This is a genomic window from Aldersonia sp. NBC_00410 (genome assembly GCF_026342035.1).
In the GTDB taxonomy this organism is placed as follows: Bacteria; Actinomycetota; Actinomycetes; order Mycobacteriales; family Mycobacteriaceae; genus Aldersonia.
On record NZ_JAPENM010000005.1, the window covers coordinates 317,392 to 334,971 of the forward strand.

At 67.2% G+C, this 17,580-nt stretch carries 19 protein-coding genes; 10 read left to right on the plus strand and 9 right to left on the minus strand.

Features of this window, described 5'->3' with window-relative positions; all coding sequences use genetic code 11:
• The first annotated feature begins 17 nt into the window (after positions 1 to 17).
• Entirely contained in the window at positions 18 to 650 is a 633-nt protein-coding gene (locus tag OG921_RS14275; protein WP_266113110.1) for a TetR/AcrR family transcriptional regulator, read from the plus strand.
• 15 nt (positions 651 to 665) lie between these two features.
• Here the strand turns inward: OG921_RS14275 and OG921_RS14280 are convergent, their stop codons facing one another.
• Together OG921_RS14280 and OG921_RS14285 are read right to left on the minus strand one after the other, a co-directional pair.
• On the minus strand, positions 666 to 1,478 hold the full coding sequence (locus OG921_RS14280; protein ID WP_266113111.1) for an adenylate/guanylate cyclase domain-containing protein: 813 nt from the start codon (positions 1,476 to 1,478) through the stop codon (positions 666 to 668).
• Positions 1,479 to 1,526: 48 nt separating this feature from the next.
• Positions 1,527 to 3,119: a molybdopterin-dependent oxidoreductase gene (locus OG921_RS14285; RefSeq protein ID WP_266113112.1), complete on the minus strand. Its 1,593-nt coding sequence runs from the start codon at positions 3,117 to 3,119 to the stop codon at positions 1,527 to 1,529.
• Positions 3,120 to 3,298: 179 nt separating this feature from the next.
• Here OG921_RS14285 and OG921_RS14290 point away from each other — a divergent pair, with 179 nt between their 5' ends.
• From OG921_RS14290 to OG921_RS14300, 3 genes are read left to right on the plus strand one after another with little or no spacing between them, the layout of a single operon-like run.
• Entirely contained in the window at positions 3,299 to 3,949 is a 651-nt protein-coding gene (locus tag OG921_RS14290) for a fasciclin domain-containing protein (RefSeq protein WP_266113113.1), read from the plus strand.
• Positions 3,950 to 3,956: 7 nt separating this feature from the next.
• Positions 3,957 to 4,661 carry an ECF RNA polymerase sigma factor SigK gene (gene sigK / locus OG921_RS14295; protein ID WP_266113114.1) on the plus strand — a complete coding sequence of 235 codons (705 nt, stop codon included), beginning with the start codon at positions 3,957 to 3,959 and terminating at the stop codon, positions 4,659 to 4,661.
• Complete coding sequence (locus OG921_RS14300) at positions 4,661 to 5,377, plus strand: anti-sigma factor (RefSeq protein WP_266113115.1); 717 nt, start codon at positions 4,661 to 4,663, stop codon at positions 5,375 to 5,377. Before sigK ends, OG921_RS14300 begins: the two co-directional genes overlap by 1 nt.
• An 11-nt stretch (positions 5,378 to 5,388) precedes the next feature.
• On the opposite strand, the gene OG921_RS14305 is transcribed toward OG921_RS14300, so the two are convergent.
• Together OG921_RS14305 and OG921_RS14310 are read right to left on the minus strand one after the other, a co-directional pair.
• Positions 5,389 to 6,378 carry an LLM class flavin-dependent oxidoreductase gene (locus OG921_RS14305; protein ID WP_266113116.1) on the minus strand — a complete coding sequence of 330 codons (990 nt, stop codon included), beginning with the start codon at positions 6,376 to 6,378 and terminating at the stop codon, positions 5,389 to 5,391.
• 8 nt (positions 6,379 to 6,386) lie between these two features.
• Positions 6,387 to 6,968 carry a PaaI family thioesterase gene (locus OG921_RS14310; protein ID WP_266113237.1) on the minus strand — a complete coding sequence of 194 codons (582 nt, stop codon included), beginning with the start codon at positions 6,966 to 6,968 and terminating at the stop codon, positions 6,387 to 6,389.
• A gap of 291 nt (positions 6,969 to 7,259) precedes the next feature.
• Here OG921_RS14310 and OG921_RS14315 point away from each other — a divergent pair, with 291 nt between their 5' ends.
• Together OG921_RS14315 and OG921_RS14320 are read left to right on the plus strand one after the other, a co-directional pair.
• Entirely contained in the window at positions 7,260 to 8,216 is a 957-nt protein-coding gene (locus OG921_RS14315) for a sterol desaturase family protein (protein WP_266113117.1), read from the plus strand.
• 211 nt (positions 8,217 to 8,427) lie between these two features.
• Positions 8,428 to 9,831 (plus strand): MFS transporter, encoded by a 1,404-nt coding sequence (locus OG921_RS14320; RefSeq protein WP_266113118.1) that lies wholly within the window; start codon positions 8,428 to 8,430, stop codon positions 9,829 to 9,831.
• On the opposite strand, the gene OG921_RS14325 is transcribed toward OG921_RS14320, so the two are convergent.
• Positions 9,815 to 10,828, minus strand: coding sequence for a LysR family transcriptional regulator (locus tag OG921_RS14325; RefSeq protein ID WP_266113119.1), 1,014 nt, complete (start codon positions 10,826 to 10,828; stop codon positions 9,815 to 9,817). The two genes, OG921_RS14320 and OG921_RS14325, sit on opposite strands and share 17 nt — an antisense overlap.
• A 102-nt stretch (positions 10,829 to 10,930) precedes the next feature.
• Here OG921_RS14325 and OG921_RS14330 point away from each other — a divergent pair, with 102 nt between their 5' ends.
• Positions 10,931 to 11,980: a YeiH family protein gene (locus OG921_RS14330; RefSeq protein WP_266113120.1), complete on the plus strand. Its 1,050-nt coding sequence runs from the start codon at positions 10,931 to 10,933 to the stop codon at positions 11,978 to 11,980.
• 67 nt (positions 11,981 to 12,047) lie between these two features.
• Here OG921_RS14330 and OG921_RS14335 read toward each other — a convergent pair whose 3' ends face one another.
• Complete coding sequence (locus tag OG921_RS14335) at positions 12,048 to 12,527, minus strand: carboxymuconolactone decarboxylase family protein (RefSeq protein ID WP_266113121.1); 480 nt, start codon at positions 12,525 to 12,527, stop codon at positions 12,048 to 12,050.
• The gene (locus tag OG921_RS14340) at positions 12,524 to 13,612 is read right to left on the minus strand and encodes a dihydrodipicolinate reductase (protein ID WP_266113122.1); all 1,089 of its coding nucleotides are present in this window, start codon (positions 13,610 to 13,612) and stop codon (positions 12,524 to 12,526) included. The genes OG921_RS14335 and OG921_RS14340 overlap by 4 nt, the downstream gene beginning before the upstream one ends.
• A 107-nt stretch (positions 13,613 to 13,719) precedes the next feature.
• On the opposite strand from OG921_RS14340, the gene OG921_RS14345 reads away from it, so the two are divergent.
• A complete protein-coding gene (locus tag OG921_RS14345) occupies positions 13,720 to 14,361 on the plus strand; it encodes a TetR/AcrR family transcriptional regulator (protein WP_266113123.1) in 642 nt (213 codons plus the stop codon).
• A gap of 11 nt (positions 14,362 to 14,372) precedes the next feature.
• On the opposite strand, the gene OG921_RS14350 is transcribed toward OG921_RS14345, so the two are convergent.
• Both OG921_RS14350 and OG921_RS14355 read right to left on the minus strand, forming a co-directional pair.
• Entirely contained in the window at positions 14,373 to 14,771 is a 399-nt protein-coding gene (locus OG921_RS14350) for a hypothetical protein (RefSeq protein ID WP_266113124.1), read from the minus strand.
• A 295-nt stretch (positions 14,772 to 15,066) separates the two neighbouring features.
• Positions 15,067 to 15,885 (minus strand): enoyl-CoA hydratase, encoded by an 819-nt coding sequence (locus OG921_RS14355; RefSeq protein ID WP_266113125.1) that lies wholly within the window; start codon positions 15,883 to 15,885, stop codon positions 15,067 to 15,069.
• Positions 15,886 to 16,045: 160 nt separating this feature from the next.
• Between OG921_RS14355 and OG921_RS14360 the strand changes: the two genes are divergently transcribed.
• On the plus strand, positions 16,046 to 16,807 hold the full coding sequence (locus OG921_RS14360; protein WP_266113126.1) for a 3-hydroxyacyl-CoA dehydrogenase: 762 nt from the start codon (positions 16,046 to 16,048) through the stop codon (positions 16,805 to 16,807).
• A gap of 129 nt (positions 16,808 to 16,936) precedes the next feature.
• Positions 16,937 to 17,563, plus strand: coding sequence for a CoA pyrophosphatase (locus OG921_RS14365; RefSeq protein WP_266113127.1), 627 nt, complete (start codon positions 16,937 to 16,939; stop codon positions 17,561 to 17,563).
• Positions 17,564 to 17,580: the final 17 nt, after the last annotated feature.

Genomic DNA, 17,580 nt, shown 5'->3' on the forward strand with positions numbered 1-17,580 from the left:
CTTGTTAGCGTGTAAGCGTGCGTAAAGCCCCGACAACCTCGACGAGTACCCCCGAGGCCGGCGATTCGGTCGAGTCGCGGATCCTCGACGCGGCGCTCGTCCAGTTCGAGAAACAGGGGTTCAAGAAGACGACGATCGAGGACATCGCGCGGCAGGCATCGGTCGATCGCGTGACGATCTACCGCCGGATCGGCTCCCGCGACGACGTGGTGAGCGCGGTGAACACCCGTGAGGTGCAGCGCGTGCTCACCCAGCTGGGCGATCTGGCGGACCGGATCGACAACGCCGACGAACTGGTCGTCGGAATGTTCGCCGCGGTGCTGAGCAGCTGGCGCACGCACCCGTTCGCACAGCACATGCTCACCGTCGAACCCGAGCGGGTGATCGGTGCGCTTACCGTGGACGGCGCAACGCCGTTCACGTTGACGGTCGCGGCGATGGGCGCGATCCTGCAGGGCGCCATGGTGCGTGGTGTGTTCCCCGAACTACCCGACCTGTTTGCGCGGGTCGAAATCATCTGCCGGATAGTGCATTCGATCATCCTGCAACCGGCTGGATCGATTCGGCTGGAGTCCGAGGAAGACATCGAGGCGTTTGCCCGGCAGTACCTGATCCCGATCCTCATCCCGGCAGGCGTGGTGTCGAACTAGCGGGAGCCGTCCCGGTCAGGCCGATGACACCGCGTAGAGCCGATACACGCCGGGAAAGCCCTTGAGCTCGACTTCCTGCTCGGGTGTGAAGACGAATCCGTCCCGGTCGGCGAGTGCGCGGTGGACGGACTCCGACACCAGCGTTTGCGCGCCGTCCGCCTGCGCGGCGACCCGAGCGGCCATCGCCACGTTGCGACCGAATAGATCGTCACCGCGCCGGACCGAGGTGCCCATGTGCACGCCGATCCGCACCTTGACCGAGGTGCCGGGTTTCCAGACGGTCGAGCCGAGCGTCTGCTGGATGGCCAGGCAGCAGCGAACCGCTCCGGCCGGACGGGGAAAGGCCAGCATGAACCCGTCGCCCTGGTTCTTGATCACATGGCCGCCGAACTCCTCCACGCGCTTGCGCACCAGCCGGTCGTGCCGGCTCAAGACCTTCACCCAGGCGTTATCCCCGAGCCGTTCGTTGAGCGCGGTCGAGTTTTCGATATCGGAGAAGACGATCACCACGTTCCCGTCCACGGTCATTCGGGCCAGATCCGGTCGCTCCACTTCCGCCCAGTCGGCAAGTACCTCGATCGAGTTGCGTACCGCGGCACCAAAACCTTTGCGACGCACCAGATCTGCGGTCTGCCACACCGTTTTCACTGCTTCTCGGCCGGTGGTCATCAGCCGCTGGGAGGGCTTGGCCTCCAGGTTATTCTGGAGATGGGCCAATTCGCGTCGCGTCTCGGCGAGTTCGTGCAGCGCGCCGCGCAGCGCAACAGCAAGCACCACCAGGCCGATCGCCGCGGCTACGAGGAGTACTACCAGCACGATCTCGATCATGGTGGCGCTGACGGTAATGCACGGTCGGTGCGGCGTCGAGATTGGATCTCAGGTGATGCTCACCGAGCGACTGTGCCAGCCCGTCGCGCCGTCCGGGATGGGCGCCACTCGCTCGTCGGTCTGGGTATTGCCGTCCAGGTCGGTCGCGCGCACCTGCAGCGTGTGCGACCCCGGTTCGGCGTTCCACATCCAGGTCCACTGGCGCCAGGTGTCGATCGAGTACAGGCCGGCCAGCGTCGCGGGCTGCCATTCGCCATCGTCCACCCGCACCTCGACGAGCGCGATGCCGCGATGCTGGGCCCATGCGGTGCCCGCGACGAGAACCGTGCCGGGAGCAACGCGAGCGAAGGAGGCGGGAACTTCGATGCGCGACGCAGTCTTGATCGGCGCCCGTTCGGCCCAGCCGCGGCGGGTCCAGTAGGCCTGTTCGCGGTCGAAGCGGGTGATCTTCCAGTCCACGACCCATTTCGTCGCAGAGACGAAGCCGTAGAGACCGGGTACGACCTGCCGGACCGGGTAGCCGTGTTCGAACGGCAGCGCCTCCCCGTTCATGGCGACAGCCAGCATCGCGTCACGTCCATCGCGAAGCACCGCCAATGGTGTGCCGACGGTGAAGCCATCGGAACTGGTGGACAGCAGCATGTCGGCGTTGGCATCGACACCGATTTCGTCGAGGATCGGCCCGATCGGATAACCGGTCCAGCTCGCATTGCCCGCGAGGGTGCCGCCGACCTCGTTGGAAACGCAGGTCAGCGTGATGACCCGTTCGATCGGCGTGCGGGCGACGAGGTCGGCCCAATCCAGGACGATTTCGCGCTCGACCATCCCGTGCATGCGGAGTTGCCATTCGTCGGTGGTGAGCCGCGGCACCTGCAGCGCGGTATCGATTCGATAGAAGGAGCCGGTGGGGGTGATGAAGCTGCTGGCCCCGGGCACACCGATATCCGTCCCGGGCGCGATCGGGGCAGCCCGGTCCCCGGCGCCGACGGCGGGAACGCGAAACAGGCGCCGGTTCGCGATCGCGTCGTTGAGTCGTCGGGCGAGAACTCGCGCAGTTGCGCCACCGGTCGCAGCGATGGCGGCGGCGCCTGCCGCCAGGGTCAGGAACCGCCGGCGCGATACGGACCCAGCTGCCTGCGTCGGCGAGGTGCCGGGGTGTCCGGACGGGCGCGCGGCGGCCGTGAGGACGCGCAGCGTCGCGATGCCGGCAACTGTTCCGACGATGGTAGGTACGGCGTACAGCAAAGTCGCGTTGGGTCTGGCGAGTGCGGCACCGACCGCGGCCACGCCGAGTATGGCAAACAGGATGCTGCCCACTGGCCCGCGCGTGCGCTCCAGCACCCCGGCAAGTGCCGCGACGACAACCACGACGATCACCATCCCGCCGAACAATGCCGGCTTGTCGTTGGTACCGAAGGTCTGGATGGCGAACTCACGTGCCCACGCCGGACTTCGATCGACCGCAGTCGAACCGATCGCGAGAAATGGCGACGCGGCCGGTGCGATGAGTACCGCCACCAGCTCGCCGACAGCGAGAATCATTGCCGCAGAGATCACTCCGGACAACGACCGAAAGATCAAGTGCCGGTGTGAAGTCGGGCGTGCCAGTTCCGAGGTGTGCGATTCGATGGTGTCCGACATGGTTTTTCCCTTCGCCTATTGGGCGGATTCGTCGCGGCGAGGGCTGCGGATGGGTCGGCTGCGGGCGCACGACGGGTTTGGCCGCCCACCCATCCGCACGTCGTCCGGTTCCGAATAGCACTCGTAACCAACGCGACGACGCGGGCAAAGCCCCGCGGACAAGAAAGTGGTGACGTGGAATGAACACGCAACGATTTACTGCCGTGGTGAGTCTGGGCGCGATCGCCGTGCTGGGCTTGGCGGCCTGCTCGTCCGATGATTCGGACTCGAGCGCCGAGTCGACGATGACCGGGTCGCCGATGACGAGCGAAACGTCGGCGATGGCGGCCGCACCTGCAAGCGATCTGGTCGGTCCCGCCTGCGCGGACTACGCGGCACAGGTACCGACCGGTGCCGGATCGGTGGAGGGTATGGCGCAGGACCCGGTGGCGGTCGCCGCGTCGAACAACCCGATGCTGACCACGCTGACCGCCGCGGTATCCGGGCAGGTAAACCCACAGGTCAACCTGGTCGACACGCTCGACGGTGGTCAGTTCACCGTGTTTGCCCCGGTCGACTCGGCGTTCGCGAAGATCGATCCGGCCACGATCGACACCCTGAAGACCGACGCGGCCGCACTGACCGGGATTCTCACCTATCACGTGGTGCCGGGCCGGCTCGATCCGCAGCAGGTGGTCGGCGAACACCCGACCGCGCAGGGGGCCACGGTGACCGTTACCGGATCCGGCGACGATCTGAAAGTGAATGGTGCAGCGGTAGTGTGTGGTGGTGTGAAGACCGCGAATGCCACTGTCTACCTGATTGATTCGGTGCTGATGCCGCCGGCATAACGTGGCAATGGCGCCCGCGAGCGTCGTGTGGTGGTGGGGAACGGGAGTCCGCATTACGGTGAAGGGCGATGATACGAGCATCGCGGTGACCCGCCCGGTCCCTGAACAGCGTCGGTTCGGCGCCCGGCCCATCGAGGGCGGGCGCCGGCCCGGCCTCGCCGCAGACGAGCGGTCGGTGCTCGACGCACTCGTTGCGGCCATCGCCACCGGTGACGAAGATGGCTTTGCGGAATTGTACGACCGGACCTGTGCACGTGTGTACGGCGTCGTGGTGCGGGTTCTGCGAGACGCCGGCTACGCCGAAGAGGTGACCCAAGAGGTGTACCTGCAGGCATGGAATACCGCGGGTGAGTTCGATGCGAGTCGTGGTTCGGTACTTGCCTGGCTACTGACCCTTGCCCACCGCCGAGCGGTGGATCGGGTGCGGTCGGAGCAGGCCGCGACCGATCGCAGCAATCGCTACGAAACCCGCAACGTTGCCGCGGCCTTCGACGTCGTCGCCGAGGAGGTGGCACGTCGGGGCGACCGGCGTGCGGTCATCGACTGCCTCCGTTCGCTGACCGAGGTCCAGCGGGAGGCAGTGGCGATGGCCTACTACGACGGTCGGAGCTATCCAGAGGTGGCAAGCCACCTCGGTGTCGCGCTCCCGACCGTGAAATCCCGTATCCGAGACGGGCTGATCCGGCTGCGCCGGTGCCTGGAGGTGTCGTAGTGACCGACGACGAACTCATCGGCATGGCCTATCCGTATGCCCTCGACGCGCTCGACGACAACGAGCGTCGAGCGGTCGAAGCCGACCTCGCCGCTGCGCAGGAAGGTCTGCGCGCGGCGTTCACGGACGAAGTGCGCGTGATCCGGGAAACGCTCGCGGCGGTCAGCGATGTGGGTGCCGTGACGCCATCGGGTCAGGTGCGCGAACGAGTCCTGGCGCAGATCCGATCGGGCGTGCCACCCGATGCGCTTGCGCTCAAGCGCCGCAGCCGACGGCGGCGGCAGCTCCTCGCGGCGGCCGCCGCGATCGTGGTTGCCGTCGGTGCGGTCGTGGCGGTGCAGGCGTTGACCGACGAACCGGCGCCCGCAGTCACCGCCGAGCAGGTCCTCGACGAGCCCGACGTGCACTCGGCGACCGCGCCGATTCCGGGTGGCGGCATGGCGACGGTGAGCTATTCGCCGGCGGCGGACGCTCTGGTATTGGTCATGGACGGCGTCACACCGCCCCCGGCGGATGTGAACTACCAGATGTGGCTGATGTCGGATGCGGCGCCGGCCGTGTCGGCCGGGACGATGTCGGCGCAGGACGTCGCGCCGACAACCACCGTCGTCGTCGACGACGTGGGCTCGGCCCAGAAATTGGGATTCACCGTCGAGCCGCCCGGGGGATCCGCGACACCGACGAGCGAACCGTTCGCGGTCATCGACCTGGTCTGACAGTGGCCCGGTCAGCCTTCGCGCAGCGCGGGGATCACCTTCTCGCAAAGCAACTGCTGATTTTCCCACGACGGCTCCGCCGGCATATTGCCGCACAGCGGATGGCTCGTGATCAGGCGTAGTTCGCCGCTGCGGCAGCGTTCGATCAGCTCGTCCGGTGTGGCAACGAGGTACGACCCGGCGGCGCGAAGCTGCCGCACCGTTGTCGAGCGGTCCCGCACGTGCGATTCCATGTCACCGTGCCAGGCGTCGTAACCCCGGGCGTCCGCGAGCAGATGCTCGCCGTGGTTCGCCCAGAACCGGTCGGGATCGGTGCTGCAGAAGACCGTCGCCGGCCCGGTCGGTGGGATCAGTACATGGCCCGGTTGCCGGCCCAGACGCTCGCACTCCTCGAGGTAGAGCTGTTTCAGCGCGCGATCGGCGAGTTGGGGCGCGAAGTTCAGCCCGAGCCGGGCAGCGCGCCGAGCCGCCGCGGGCGAGCTTCCGCCGTAATAGAGGAATGGATGCGGCCGGCTGAACGGCGGCGGCGTTACGCGCGTGGTTTCCCCGGCTGCGGTGAAATCGGTGCCCGCCCAGGCGTCGAGCATTTCGCCGATCGCGTTCTCGATATCGAGGCCCCGGGATTCCCAATCGCGGTCGAACATGGCGTACTCGACGGGGCGGTAACCCAGAGCCAGCACGTAGGACACCCGGCCCGCGCTGATCAGATCGAGCACGGCGATGTCCTCGGCGAGTCGGCGGGGCTGGTACAGGTTGACAATCAGCGCGGATACCGAGATCGGAATGCGCTGCGTCCTCGCTGCGATCGCCGAGGCCAGCAGCAGCGGCGATGGAAGGTAGCCATCCGGCGAGCCGTGATGCTCCGACAGCATGATTGCATCCTGGCCGTGCGCGTCTACATAGGTGGCCTGCTCGACCGCGCGCGAAAACAACTCCTGGCGTTCGGCGTTCGAGGCGCCCGGCGCGCGCATGTCGAACCTGGTGATGAACTGGGTCGCCACGGCAGGTCCTACCGCGCCCACCGCGGAATGATGAAAACCCCGCTCGCCTCGACTGTCACGCCCTCCGCGTCGGAGATGGTGCCGCGGGCGAACTTCTTGCTGGTCTCTCGGCGGTCCATCTTTGCCTCGATACGAACCGGGCCGAGCGGGGTCCTGCGCAGGTAACGCACCTCGATCGTGCCGGTCAGCGACGGGGTGTCGTCGAAGCTCGCCGCCTCGCCGAGGACATGGTCGAGCAGCAGCGCGAGTACGCCGCCGTGCACATGGCCGGTCGGGCCCTCGTAGGCGGCGCCGAGCGTGAAGTCCGACCAGTGCCTGCCGGTCTCGTCGCGTTCGACGAACAACGGCGGCGCAATGGGATTGCGGATGCCGATCACCGGATTGCCCCACGGCATGCTCTCGCCGCGCGGCGTATAGCGGATGCCGTACGCGCCGTCGATCTGGTTGCGGCGCAGCAGGGCGGTGGCCCGCTCCACCAGCGCGCGGGCCTCGGCAACTTCCGTCGCGTCGGCCTCGGTCCGAATCGAGGCATCGATGAGCTCGCGCACCGACTCGGCGAGGGGTTCGTAGGTGGACCGCCGCTGCAGCATTTCGGATCGGCTGATGTCCTCGACCACGAAGTGGCCACCACCGCCGCTCTGTTGCAGCTTGTCCCGCAAGCCGGGCCGAAGCTCGTCGGACACGTTTCCTCGTTTCTCCTGCGCCAACCGCAATGGTCGCCCTCGCCGGATCTGGACAACTGTCCGGACGTGGGTTCAAGCTAGCCGAGCGGCGAAGGAGCTGTCCATGCGGCCGCACTGGACACGAAGTACCGAACAGATGTTCACTTCTTGTGGCGTACTCTGAATCGCCTCGAGACCGGTCACGAGGAGGTGGCGTCGGTGGATTGGCTCACCGACTTCCTGGACGCGCTGCCGCCGCAGATGCGCGACCCTGTCGCGTTCGCGATCCCGTTCTTCCTGATCCTGCTGATCCTCGAATGGACTGCCGCACGGGCGCTCGAATATCAGGCAGCGGATCCCGGTCGGAGCGACGGCGAGCACCGCCCGCCGCCCGGCTCCTATGAGACGCGCGATGCCCGCGCGAGCATCGGGATGGGGCTCGTCTCCATCGTCACCACCGCGGCGTGGAAGGCCATCGCGTTGTTCGTCTACGCGGCGATCTACGCCTACGTCGCGCCATGGCAACTCTCCGCGACGCAGTGGTACACGTGGGTGATCGCGCTGTTCGGGGTGGACCTGTTGTTTTACCTGTATCACCGCACCGCGCACCGGGTGCGACTGATCTGGGCCACGCATCAGGCGCACCACTCCAGCGAATACTTCAACTTCGCCACCGCGTTGCGGCAGAAATGGAACAACAGCGGCGAGATCGTCGCCTGGCTGCCGCTACCGCTGCTCGGGGTCCCGCCCTGGATGGTGTTCGCGAGCTTCTCGGTCAACCTCGTCTACCAGTTCTGGGTGCACACCGAACACATCGGCAAGCTGGCGCGGCCGGTCGAGTTCGTCTTCAACACTCCGTCGCATCACCGCGTGCATCACGGACGCGATCCCGAGTACCTCGACAAGAACTACGGCGGAATCCTGATCATCTGGGACCGGATGTTCGGCACCTTCACGCCCGAGATCGAGCGCCCGCACTATGGGCTGACCAAGCCGGTCGAGACCTTCAACATCTGGCGGCTGCAGTTCCACGAGTACGCCGCGATCACCGCCGACGTACGCAGCGCGGCGCGGTGGCGGGACCGCGTCGGATTCGTGTTCGGCCCGCCCGGGTGGCTGCCACGCTCCGGCGCGCCGGCGCGTGCGGGATCCGTGTCCGCCGACCCGGCACGCTGAATGCGCTGCCGCGGTCGCGTCAGGCGGCTGCTGCCGCGGGTGTTTTGAGCGCCATCTACCGGGTATTCACGCGCATGGCCTTGGCGACGTCGCCTCGGCCTCGGCTCGGTGACCAGCTCATGTGATGCGGTCGACCGGGCCGACTGTCCGGGCGGGCCGATCGTGGCGTGGTTCGCCGCAGATCGCGTCCACGCAGACAGGAGCGATTCCGATGTCCCAGACCGACACTCGAGCGACCGTGGGCGAGGTGCCGCCCAGCGTATTGCGCAGAGCAATCGGCGCCTCGGCAATCGGTAACGCAGTCGAATGGTTCGACTACGGCGTCTACGCATACCTGACCACCCATATCGCGGCGTCGCTGTTTCCCGAGGGCGAGAACGGCGTCCTCTACACCCTGCTCGGTTTCGCCGTGTCGTTTCTGATCCGGCCGATCGGTGGGCTGTTCTGGGGTCCGCTCGGCGATAAGATCGGCCGCAAACGCGTGCTTGCGATGACGATCATTCTGATGGCCACTTCTACGCTCGCCGTCGGTCTGATCCCCAGTTACGCGGCCATCGGCATATGGGCGCCGATCCTGCTGTACACGTGCCGCGTCGTGCAGGGCTTCTCCGCAGGCGGCGAGTACGGCGGCGCCGCGACCTTCATGGCCGAGTACGCACCCGACAAGCGCCGCGGCTTCTTCGGCAGCTTCCTCGAAGTCGGCACGCTGGTCGGCTTCACTGTGGGCAACGTGATCGCGCTGCTGCTGGTGAACACGCTCGACGACGCGTCGATGCAGTCCTGGGGCTGGCGCCTGCCGTTCCTGCTGGCCGCGCCGCTCGGCCTGATCGGTATGTATCTGCGGTCGCGGATGGAGGACACCCCGGTCTTCCGTGAGCTCGAAGAAGAGCAGAAGACCGAGGACACCGCGGCCCACGTGTTCAAGGACCTGATAACCAAGTTTGCCCGTCCGATCCTGACACTGTTCGGCCTGGTCATCGCCCTCAACGTGGTGAACTACACGTTGCTGAGCTACATGCCGACGTACCTGCAGACGACGCTGGGCATGGACGAGTCGGACGCACTGCTCGTGCCGTTGTTCGGGCAGATCGCCATGCTGTTCACGTTGCCGCTGTTCGGCATGCTCTCCGACCGGATCGGTCGTCGTCCGATGTGGATGTTCTCCTGTATCGCGCTCGTCATCGCGGTCATCCCGATGTATCTGCTGATCGGGACGAACCTCGCCGGCGCCATCATCGGCTTCGCGGTGCTCGGCATGCTCTACGCGCCGCAGTTGGCGACGATCTCGGCGACCTTCCCTGCCATGTTCCCGACCATCGTCCGGTTTGCCGGTGTCGCAATCGGCTACAACGTGGCGACGTCGCTGTTCGGTGGTACCGCCTCGGCGATCAACGAGGGGATCATCGATGCGACCGGCAACAGTCTCGTTCCGGCGTTCTACATGCTCGGCGCGTGCTTGATCGGTATCGCTTCGGCCTACTTCCTGATCGAGACGAAGGGCCTGTCGCTGCGCGGTACGGAGATTCCCGGTACGCCCGAGTCGTTCGAGGAACAGCGCGAGCTCGAACTCGAGCGCCTCGCCGAGGAGGAGAGGCGCGTCAGCGGCCGGACGTAGCGACCCGTCGGTCCGGGAGCGGAGCCTGCGGAGTGACCCGTCGTTCCGGGAGCAGAGCCTGCGGAGTCACCCGTCGTTCCGGGAGCGGAGCCTGCGGAGTGACCCGTCGGTCCTGGATCAGCTTCACGAGTTCGGCAGCGGGGCCGGTGAGCCGACGGGGCGGGCGCCACACCGCGCGCAGCGTCCGATCGGTGTGCAGCCCATCGACCGGCACCTCTTTCAGCTGGCCGTCGCGGAGTTGATCCGCGACGGCCAGCGTGCTGAGAACTGCCGGTCCCACGGCGCCGAGTGCAGCGGCGCGGATGGCCGCACTGCTACCCAGCTCGAGCAGCGGAGTGGCACGCTCGTAGGCCTCCAGCGCGAGATCGAGGGTGTGCCGGCTCCCCGAGCCCTGCTCGCGGATGACCAGCGGGGTCGCGGCGAGGTCGGCGACGCGCAGCGGGCTGCGGCGCCTGGCCAGCGGGTGGCTCGGATGTACCACCACCGCGAGCCGGTCGCGGCCGATGGTGACGCTGTGCAGACCGGCGGGCACGGTGGGGCTCTCGACGAACCCGAGTGCGCACCCACCCGACGTGACCAGATCGAAGACCCGCATCGAGTTGTGCACCTGCAGATGGACCCGGATGTCCGGGTGCGCCCGCTGGAAGGACCCGAGCCAGGGCGGTAGCAGGCACTCGGCCACCGTCATGCTTGCCGCGACGGCGAGTTCTGCGTCCCGCTTCGTGCGCAGCGCCGCGGCCGTGTCGAGCAGATCTGCGGCCCGCGCCAGCACGTCGCGCGCCCGGTGCGCGATGACGGTGCCCTCCGGTGTCAGGGTCGAGCCGCGCGGAGTCCGGTGGATCAGTGTCGCGCCGAGTGCGCGTTCGAGCCGTTTGATCGTCCGGCTCGCGTTCGGCTGCGCGACACCGAGCGCACGACTCGCCGCGCCGAGACTGCCGCGATCGTCGACAGCGACGAGTAGCTCGAGTGCATCGAGGTCGGGCCAGGTGTAGGCCATGCATGGATGATATGCCTGAAGGCAAAGCCATATCAAATTGATATGTCAGCCATGCCGAATTGGCGGCTACCGGAGGGCCCGGTTCACGGCGAGTCTTATGGCATGGCAATTCAGGCGACGATCGACCACGCTCCGGTACCGGCTTCGCGCACGCAACGCAGCGAAGCCACGGCGGCCGTGGCCCGACTCGCGCCCGGCCTGGCCGTGTGCGCTGCGGCAACGGCCGTCGCACTCGGCGTTCGATCGCTGGTGCCCGCCGTGAGCCCGCTGCTCGTGGCGATCGTGCTCGGCGCGGTGCTGACGAATATCGTTCCGCTGCCCGCGAGCACGGCCGCCGGAATGGGTTTCGCGAGTCGACGGCTCCTCCGGGTCGGTGTCGCACTGCTCGGTTTGCAACTCGCACTCGGTGACCTCGTCGGGCTCGGCCCGGGCGTGCTGCTCGCCGTCGTTGCGGTCGTCGCCATTGGCGTTTCGGGCACGATGGTGATCGGACGGTGGCTCGGAATCGGCTGGGAACAGCGGGTACTCATCGCTTGCGGGTTCTCGATCTGCGGCGCCGCGGCGGTGGCCGGAGTAGAGGGTGCGGTCGACGCCGATGAGCGTGATGTCGTCACCGCGGTGACCCTGGTCGCTGCCTTCGGCACGCTGATGATCCCGGCGATTCCGCTGCTGGGAAACCTGCTCGGCCTGACTTCCGAGCAGTCCGGCATGTGGGCGGGCGCATCGATCCACGAGGTCGCCCAGGTTGTCGCGGCCAGTGGCGCGATCGGTGGCACGGCGCTCACCCTGGCCGTCGCGGTCAAGCTGGCCCGTGTGGTGCTGCTTGCGCCGGTCGTGGTCGTCGTCGGCGCAATGCATCGGCGCCGTGCCGGCGAGGCAGCACGTTCGAGCCGGGCAGCGCTGGTGCCGATGTTCGTGATCGCATTCCTTGGCTGCGCCACCCTGCGCACCCTCGACGTTGTGCCTGCCGGTGTCCTCGCCGGTGCCGGCACCGTGCAGACCGCGCTGTTGACCGCGGCCATGTTCGCGCTCGGGACCGGAATCAAGATGTCCGTGCTGAAGCGCATCGACGTTCGCTATGTGGCGCTGGCCGCGATCGCCACCGTGCTGGTTGCGGTGGTCTCGCTGATCGGCGTCCTGCTGGCCGGCTGACTCACCATGCTTCTGCATTCGACCGGCTGAGTAACTCAGCCGGTCGAATGCGTTGTCCGTGTCTGATTCAGTGGCTCGGCAGCGCGCACGCGGTGTCGAGTCCGAGGATCCGGTTGAGCCGCCCGAAGGACAGCCACGACCCAATGCACATGCTCAACTCGACGATCTCGGGCTGGGTGTAGAGCGCCTTGAACCGCAACCAGAAGTCGTCGTCGATGCCGTGATGGTCGAGTGCATAGCGTTCGGCGTACTCCGCGGCAATCCGGGTGCGGTCGTCGAAAGAGTCGGTCGTGCGCCACTGCGCCACGGCGACGTCGAAACCTGCTTCGACCTTGACGCCGTCGCGTTCGGTGCGCCAGTCCTGGCAGAAGACGCACCCGTTGATCTGGGCGATACGTAGTCGGGCGGCCTCGAACTCGCGCAATCCGAGTGTCGAGTCCGAGTACACCGCCAGTGAGAGCTTGGCCGCGGCCGGTCCGATACCGGGCACCATCTCGCCCCACACGTAGGTGATCGGGTCCTTGCCTGCGGGGATGTCGATGTTCATTCGGATTGCCTTCCTGGAACGAGCTTGCCGGTTGCCGGGCGCAGCGGTACGTCGAGCGCGTCGTAGATAGCGGGCGGAGCTTCGACAAGCCAGTCGATCGCGTTGACGATCCGGCCCACCGCGGTCGCGTTGCCGCCCGCGGCGCCGCTGCCGCCCTCGTCGGTGGCGACCACGGTGACTTCGATGTTCGGCCGGCCCGAGATGATCACGCGGTGCGCACCGTCGCGGCCGCCCGGTGGCTGGGGCCACTCCGGCGCGCAGTCGGGGTGGATCCGGGTGATGTGCTCGATGACGATGCGCGCTTCGCCATCGACGATGCCCTGCACCTCGAAGCGCAGCGCGCCTTGTGTTCCCGCCTCGAACTCGCCCATCGTGGCGGTTTGGACCGTCTCGGCGAGTGGCCGGCGCTCGAGGGTTTCGGTGATCTTGTCGACCTCGACGCCGAGGCCGCGGGCGATCAGCCGGATCTGGCCACCCCAGACCATCGTCGGGACGCCGGCGGCGACCATCGGCGGGTCGTAGTCCATCGGCTGGCCCATACCGACCAGGTAGCGCACCGTATCGGGCTGGTCGTAGCTCGCGTAGTCGAAAATCTCCTGGCAGCGGATTTCCTCGACCGTCGAGCCGAGTCCGCTGATCAGCAGCGGGAGGATGTCGTTGCCCCAACCGGGATCCACACCGGAGACGAACAGCGACCCGCCGCCCGCCTCGATGGCCTGCTCGATCGGCTCGCGGATTTCGGCGGGCGCGGAGCTGGGCTCGTAGAGCGCGTACACCGACGGCGTGACGACGACGGCGCCGGCGCGCACGGCCAGGGCAATGTCGGCTATTGCCTCGTCGGGTCGAATCTCGCCGGATGCGGCGTACACCACCGCCCGCGGCCGCTCGGCGAGGACGGCAGCGATGTCATCGGTGGCGAGGACGCCCAGCGTTCCATCGCAGTCGGCCAGGTCGCCGGCGTCTCTGCCGACCTTCGCCGGGTCGTGGACAAGGACGGCTGCGAGGGTCAACGACGGGTGTGCGGCGACCGCGCGAATCGCGGCTCGCCCGACATTTCCGGTGCCCCATACGACGGTCGAGATCACCCTGCGACGCTACCTGAACTGAAACACGTTCTCATTGGGTTCGGGTACGAAATTCCGGCGGAGGCAGTTGCGGTCGGGGTTTAGCGATCGTTAGGTAGAATGCGCCCATGGCTACTTCCGGCGCACCGAACCAGTCCGACGCCCCGACGTTGGACTGGCGACAGCTGGAACCCTTGCCGCTCACGCCGATTCTGGAAGCAGCGCTCGATACGTTCTACGAGCGCGGATTCCACGGCACCTCGGTTCGCGAGATCGCCCGCCGCGTCGGCGTCACCGTGCCCGCGCTCTACTACCACCACGACAACAAGGAGGGCCTGCTCATCGCGCTGATCGAACTCAGCACGGGCGATGTGCTTGCCCGCGCCCACGCGGCCGATGCGGACGGCGGTGAGGACCCGGTCGCGCGACTGTCGAACGTCATCGAGGCAATCGTGCTGCGCATGACGACCCGCGCCCGGCTCGCAGCCATCGAGGCGGAGGCGCGCTACCTCGGCCCCGAGAACCGCGAGCGTAATCGCGTGGTGCGCAAGGGAATCGAACAGCTGATGCGGGGGATACTCGAGGATGGCGACCGGGCGGGCGTCTTCGATGTGGACGATGCCGCCGAAACCACCCGTGCGTTGCTCGGGATGTGCCAGTCGATCCCGCGGTGGTACCACACGGAGGGCACGTTGCGGCCCGACGAGGTGGCCCGCAAGTATTCCGCGATCGCGTTGCAGACCGTCGGCGCCAAGCCCTCGGTGGTCTGACGCGCCAGGGCTTACAGGCCCTGTACCGCGATATCGAAGGAATTCCACAGGGTGTCTATGTCGGCTTCGGTCGCGGCACGCAGGCTCGGATTCTGCAGCGCCAGGCCGTTGCCGAAGATGATTGTATTGAATCCGATGAAGCCGGCATTGGCGAATCCGTTGCCCGACAGTGCATCGAGGGCTGGGCCGAGAGCGTTGCCGAAGACCGCCTTTGTTCGATCGACAATGACGCTCGTGTTGCGCCCGATCGTGTCGAGAACCGTGAAGTAGTCGCGCGCGTTGAATCCGGCCATTGCAACACGTCCAAGCGACAGGCTGCAGTCGTGGGCCAGTGCGAAATGGCGTGCCCATCGCGGTTCGACGTGGCCGGAACCGAACTCCCCGTGCACGTTCACCAGGAACTGGCTCATCACCTCGATGCTGAGCCGATGGGGCGTAGTCGGGGTCGACGAACCCCGACTCCGCACGTTGCAGTGGCAGCACGGCGGATTGTTCGAGGCCGTCGAGTCCGAGAGCGAAAGTTGCTCGCCAATCCCTTTGGCGGACAAGGATTTCGGTGATCCTGTTGAGGCGGGCAGCCACGGCTTCCAGTCGTGGCAGAGTCGGGCCGCTCGCCACGGTGCCGGTATCGGACAGAGTGACGATTTCGGAGACCTCGGCGGAAGTGAGTGGTTGTCCGCAGGCTGCGGCCGCCCCGGCCGGGGACTACTGGCCGCCGAACTTCGCCGGCCGCTTGCCGAGGAACGCCGCGACTCCCTCGCGGTGGTCCGCGGTGACGAGCAGTTCGAGTTGTCCCTTTCGTTCCCGGGCGAGCGCGTTGTCGTACTCGGTCAGGGTGGCGTCATTGATCGCGGCCTTGGTGCGGTGAAACGCCTGCGACGGACCGGCGGCGATGCGGTCGACGAGAGTGGCTGCGGCGGAGGCGAACTCGTCGTCCGGATAGGTCGCCGCAATCAGGCCGTATTCGAGTGCCTTCGGCGCAGGCAGTCGCTCGGCGAGAATCGCCATGTTCAACGCGCGTGCCCGGCCGATCGACGCGGCGACGATGGCCGTCGCGCCGCCGTCCGGCATCAAACCCACCTTGGTGAACGCGAGCAGGAAATAGCTCGATTCGGTCGCGACCGTGAGGTCGCAGATCAAGGCCAGGGAGGCGCCGACACCGGCCGCCGGGCCGTTCATCACGGCAACCACGACGCGCGGAAACGCCCGAATCGCAGCGACGGCGCGATTGGCGGCGTCGATCGTGCGGGTGTCCGCGGGTTTGTCTTCGCTCTTCTCCGTGGCGGACAGGTCGGCGCCGGTGCAAAACGCTCGACCCGTGCCGGTCAGCACGGCGGCACGCACCGCTGGATCATCGGCGTGCGCCTCGAACGCGTCCGCGACCGCCTCGAGCGACGCCCAGGTGAGGGCGTTCATCCGCGCAGGTCGGTTGAGAGTCACTCGCAGCACGCCGGATTCGACGGACACGTCGACGCCCGGAATAGCGGCACCGGGCGCTTCGGTCTCGGAAGCTGCCGTACTCATGCGGGACCTCTTTCTCCGGTGGCCGAAGCTCGGCGAGTCTGCTCCGACTCATCAATACCCCACGTGAACGGGCACTGACGAGGGTGGTGCGCTTTGACCACAGCGGACCTGCTGTGATAGCTGTTTAGCGAGCGATAAGTAAACTATCCGAAAGGAAGCCATGAACGTCACCGACACCGTTGCCCTGATCACGGGGGGCGCCTCGGGCCTCGGCCTCGCCACGACCAAGGCACTCATTGCCGATGGCGCCACCGTGGTCATCTTCGACCTGCCGTCGTCCAACGGTGAGGCGATCGCGAAGGAACTCGGCGATCGGGTCCGCTTCGCCGCAGGCGACGTCACCGACGAGGCGTCCGTGACCGCGGCGCTCGACCTCGCCGAATCGCTCGGCCCGCTGCGCGTCACGGTGAACTGCGCCGGGATCGGCAACGCCATCAAGACCGTCGGCAAGAACGGCGCCTTCCCGCTCGACGCCTTCAAGAAGGTCGTCGAGGTCAACCTGTTCGGCACTTTCAACGTGCTGCGACTGGCCGCGGAGCGCATCTCGAAGAACGACTCGGTCGACGGTGAGCGCGGCGTCATCATCAACACCGCATCCGTCGCGGCATTCGAGGGCCAGATCGGCCAGGCCGCGTACTCGGCGTCCAAGGGCGGCGTCGTCGGGATGACCCTGCCGATCGCTCGCGACCTCGCGTCGCTGCAGATCCGCGTCGTCACCATCGCGCCGGGCCTGTTCAAGACCCCGCTACTCGGTGCGCTGCCCGAAGAGGCGCAGAAGTCGCTCGGCGCGCAGGTGCCGCACCCGTCGCGGCTCGGCGACCCGGCCGAATACGGCGCGCTGGCCGCGCACATCGTGTCGAACCCGATGCTCAACGGCGAGGTGATCCGCCTCGACGGCGCGATCCGGATGGCGCCGCGCTAAAGGATCGACGCGTCGCAACAGCTGTCACGCGGGCCGGGTGCACCCATCGGGGTGCACCCGGCCCGTTCCATTCGGGGGCCGCTGCGCGCCGTCGTCCGTCCGGCGCGCGGTGACATAGGGTCAGTTGTGATGTCGCCCGCCGATTCCTCCCCCGATCAGATCCGTGCGCAGATCGCCAGCGAGCTGGCCCGGTTCGACGCCCGCACGGTGGATCCCGCCGGACACCGGGCCGCCGCCGTTGCCGTCGCGGTCGGGGCCACGGCGGATGGCGACCTCGGATTTCTGCTCACTCGCCGCATCGCCCGGCTGCGCGCGCACCCCGGCCAATTCGCGCTGCCCGGTGGCGGCATCGACAATGGCGAGACCGGTGCACAAGCGGCGATCCGCGAACTCGCCGAGGAACTGGGGGTCACGGCCCATCCGGACGACGTCCTCGGCCGGCTCGACGACTACGTGACCCGCTCGGGTTACGTGATCTCGCCGTATGTTGTGTGGGTGGCCGACGGCCTCGCCACGGCGGATCCGAATCCGGCCGAGGTCGCCGAACTGTTCGTGCCAACGCTGGCCGAACTCGATGTCGAACCCCGCTTCATCACCATCCCGGAATCCGACCGGCCCGTGGTCCAGTGGCCGTTCCGTGGGCATCTGATTCATGCGCCAACCGGCGCCGTCGTCTACCAGTTCCGCGAGGTCGCACTGCACGGCAGGGCGACGCGGGTGGATGGGCTCGAACAGCCTGTCTTCGCGTGGCGTTGATCCGAGGAGGTTGGGAC

What these genes read in the sequence shown, in the direction of transcription:
- OG921_RS14350 (WP_266113124.1), bottom strand. Translation starts at nt 14,771, where the DNA reads ATGAGCCAGTTCCTGGTGAACGTGCACGGGGAGTTCGGTTCCGGCCAC.
- OG921_RS14325 (WP_266113119.1), bottom strand. Translation starts at nt 10,828, where the DNA reads ATGGCCTACACCTGGCCCGACCTCGATGCACTCGAGCTACTCGTCGCT.
- OG921_RS14360 (WP_266113126.1), top strand. Translation starts at nt 16,046, where the DNA reads ATGAACGTCACCGACACCGTTGCCCTGATCACGGGGGGCGCCTCGGGC.
- OG921_RS14365 (WP_266113127.1), top strand. Translation starts at nt 16,937, where the DNA reads ATGTCGCCCGCCGATTCCTCCCCCGATCAGATCCGTGCGCAGATCGCC.
- OG921_RS14290 (WP_266113113.1), top strand. Translation starts at nt 3,299, where the DNA reads ATGAACACGCAACGATTTACTGCCGTGGTGAGTCTGGGCGCGATCGCC.
- OG921_RS14345 (WP_266113123.1), top strand. Translation starts at nt 13,720, where the DNA reads ATGGCTACTTCCGGCGCACCGAACCAGTCCGACGCCCCGACGTTGGAC.
- OG921_RS14355 (WP_266113125.1), bottom strand. Translation starts at nt 15,885, where the DNA reads ATGAGTACGGCAGCTTCCGAGACCGAAGCGCCCGGTGCCGCTATTCCG.
- OG921_RS14310 (WP_266113237.1), bottom strand. Translation starts at nt 6,968, where the DNA reads ATGCTGCAGCGGCGGTCCACCTACGAACCCCTCGCCGAGTCGGTGCGC.
- sigK (WP_266113114.1), top strand. Translation starts at nt 3,957, where the DNA reads ATGGCGCCCGCGAGCGTCGTGTGGTGGTGGGGAACGGGAGTCCGCATT.
- OG921_RS14330 (WP_266113120.1), top strand. Translation starts at nt 10,931, where the DNA reads ATGGCAATTCAGGCGACGATCGACCACGCTCCGGTACCGGCTTCGCGC.
- OG921_RS14285 (WP_266113112.1), bottom strand. Translation starts at nt 3,119, where the DNA reads ATGTCGGACACCATCGAATCGCACACCTCGGAACTGGCACGCCCGACT.
- OG921_RS14335 (WP_266113121.1), bottom strand. Translation starts at nt 12,527, where the DNA reads ATGAACATCGACATCCCCGCAGGCAAGGACCCGATCACCTACGTGTGG.
- OG921_RS14320 (WP_266113118.1), top strand. Translation starts at nt 8,428, where the DNA reads ATGTCCCAGACCGACACTCGAGCGACCGTGGGCGAGGTGCCGCCCAGC.
- OG921_RS14280 (WP_266113111.1), bottom strand. Translation starts at nt 1,478, where the DNA reads ATGATCGAGATCGTGCTGGTAGTACTCCTCGTAGCCGCGGCGATCGGC.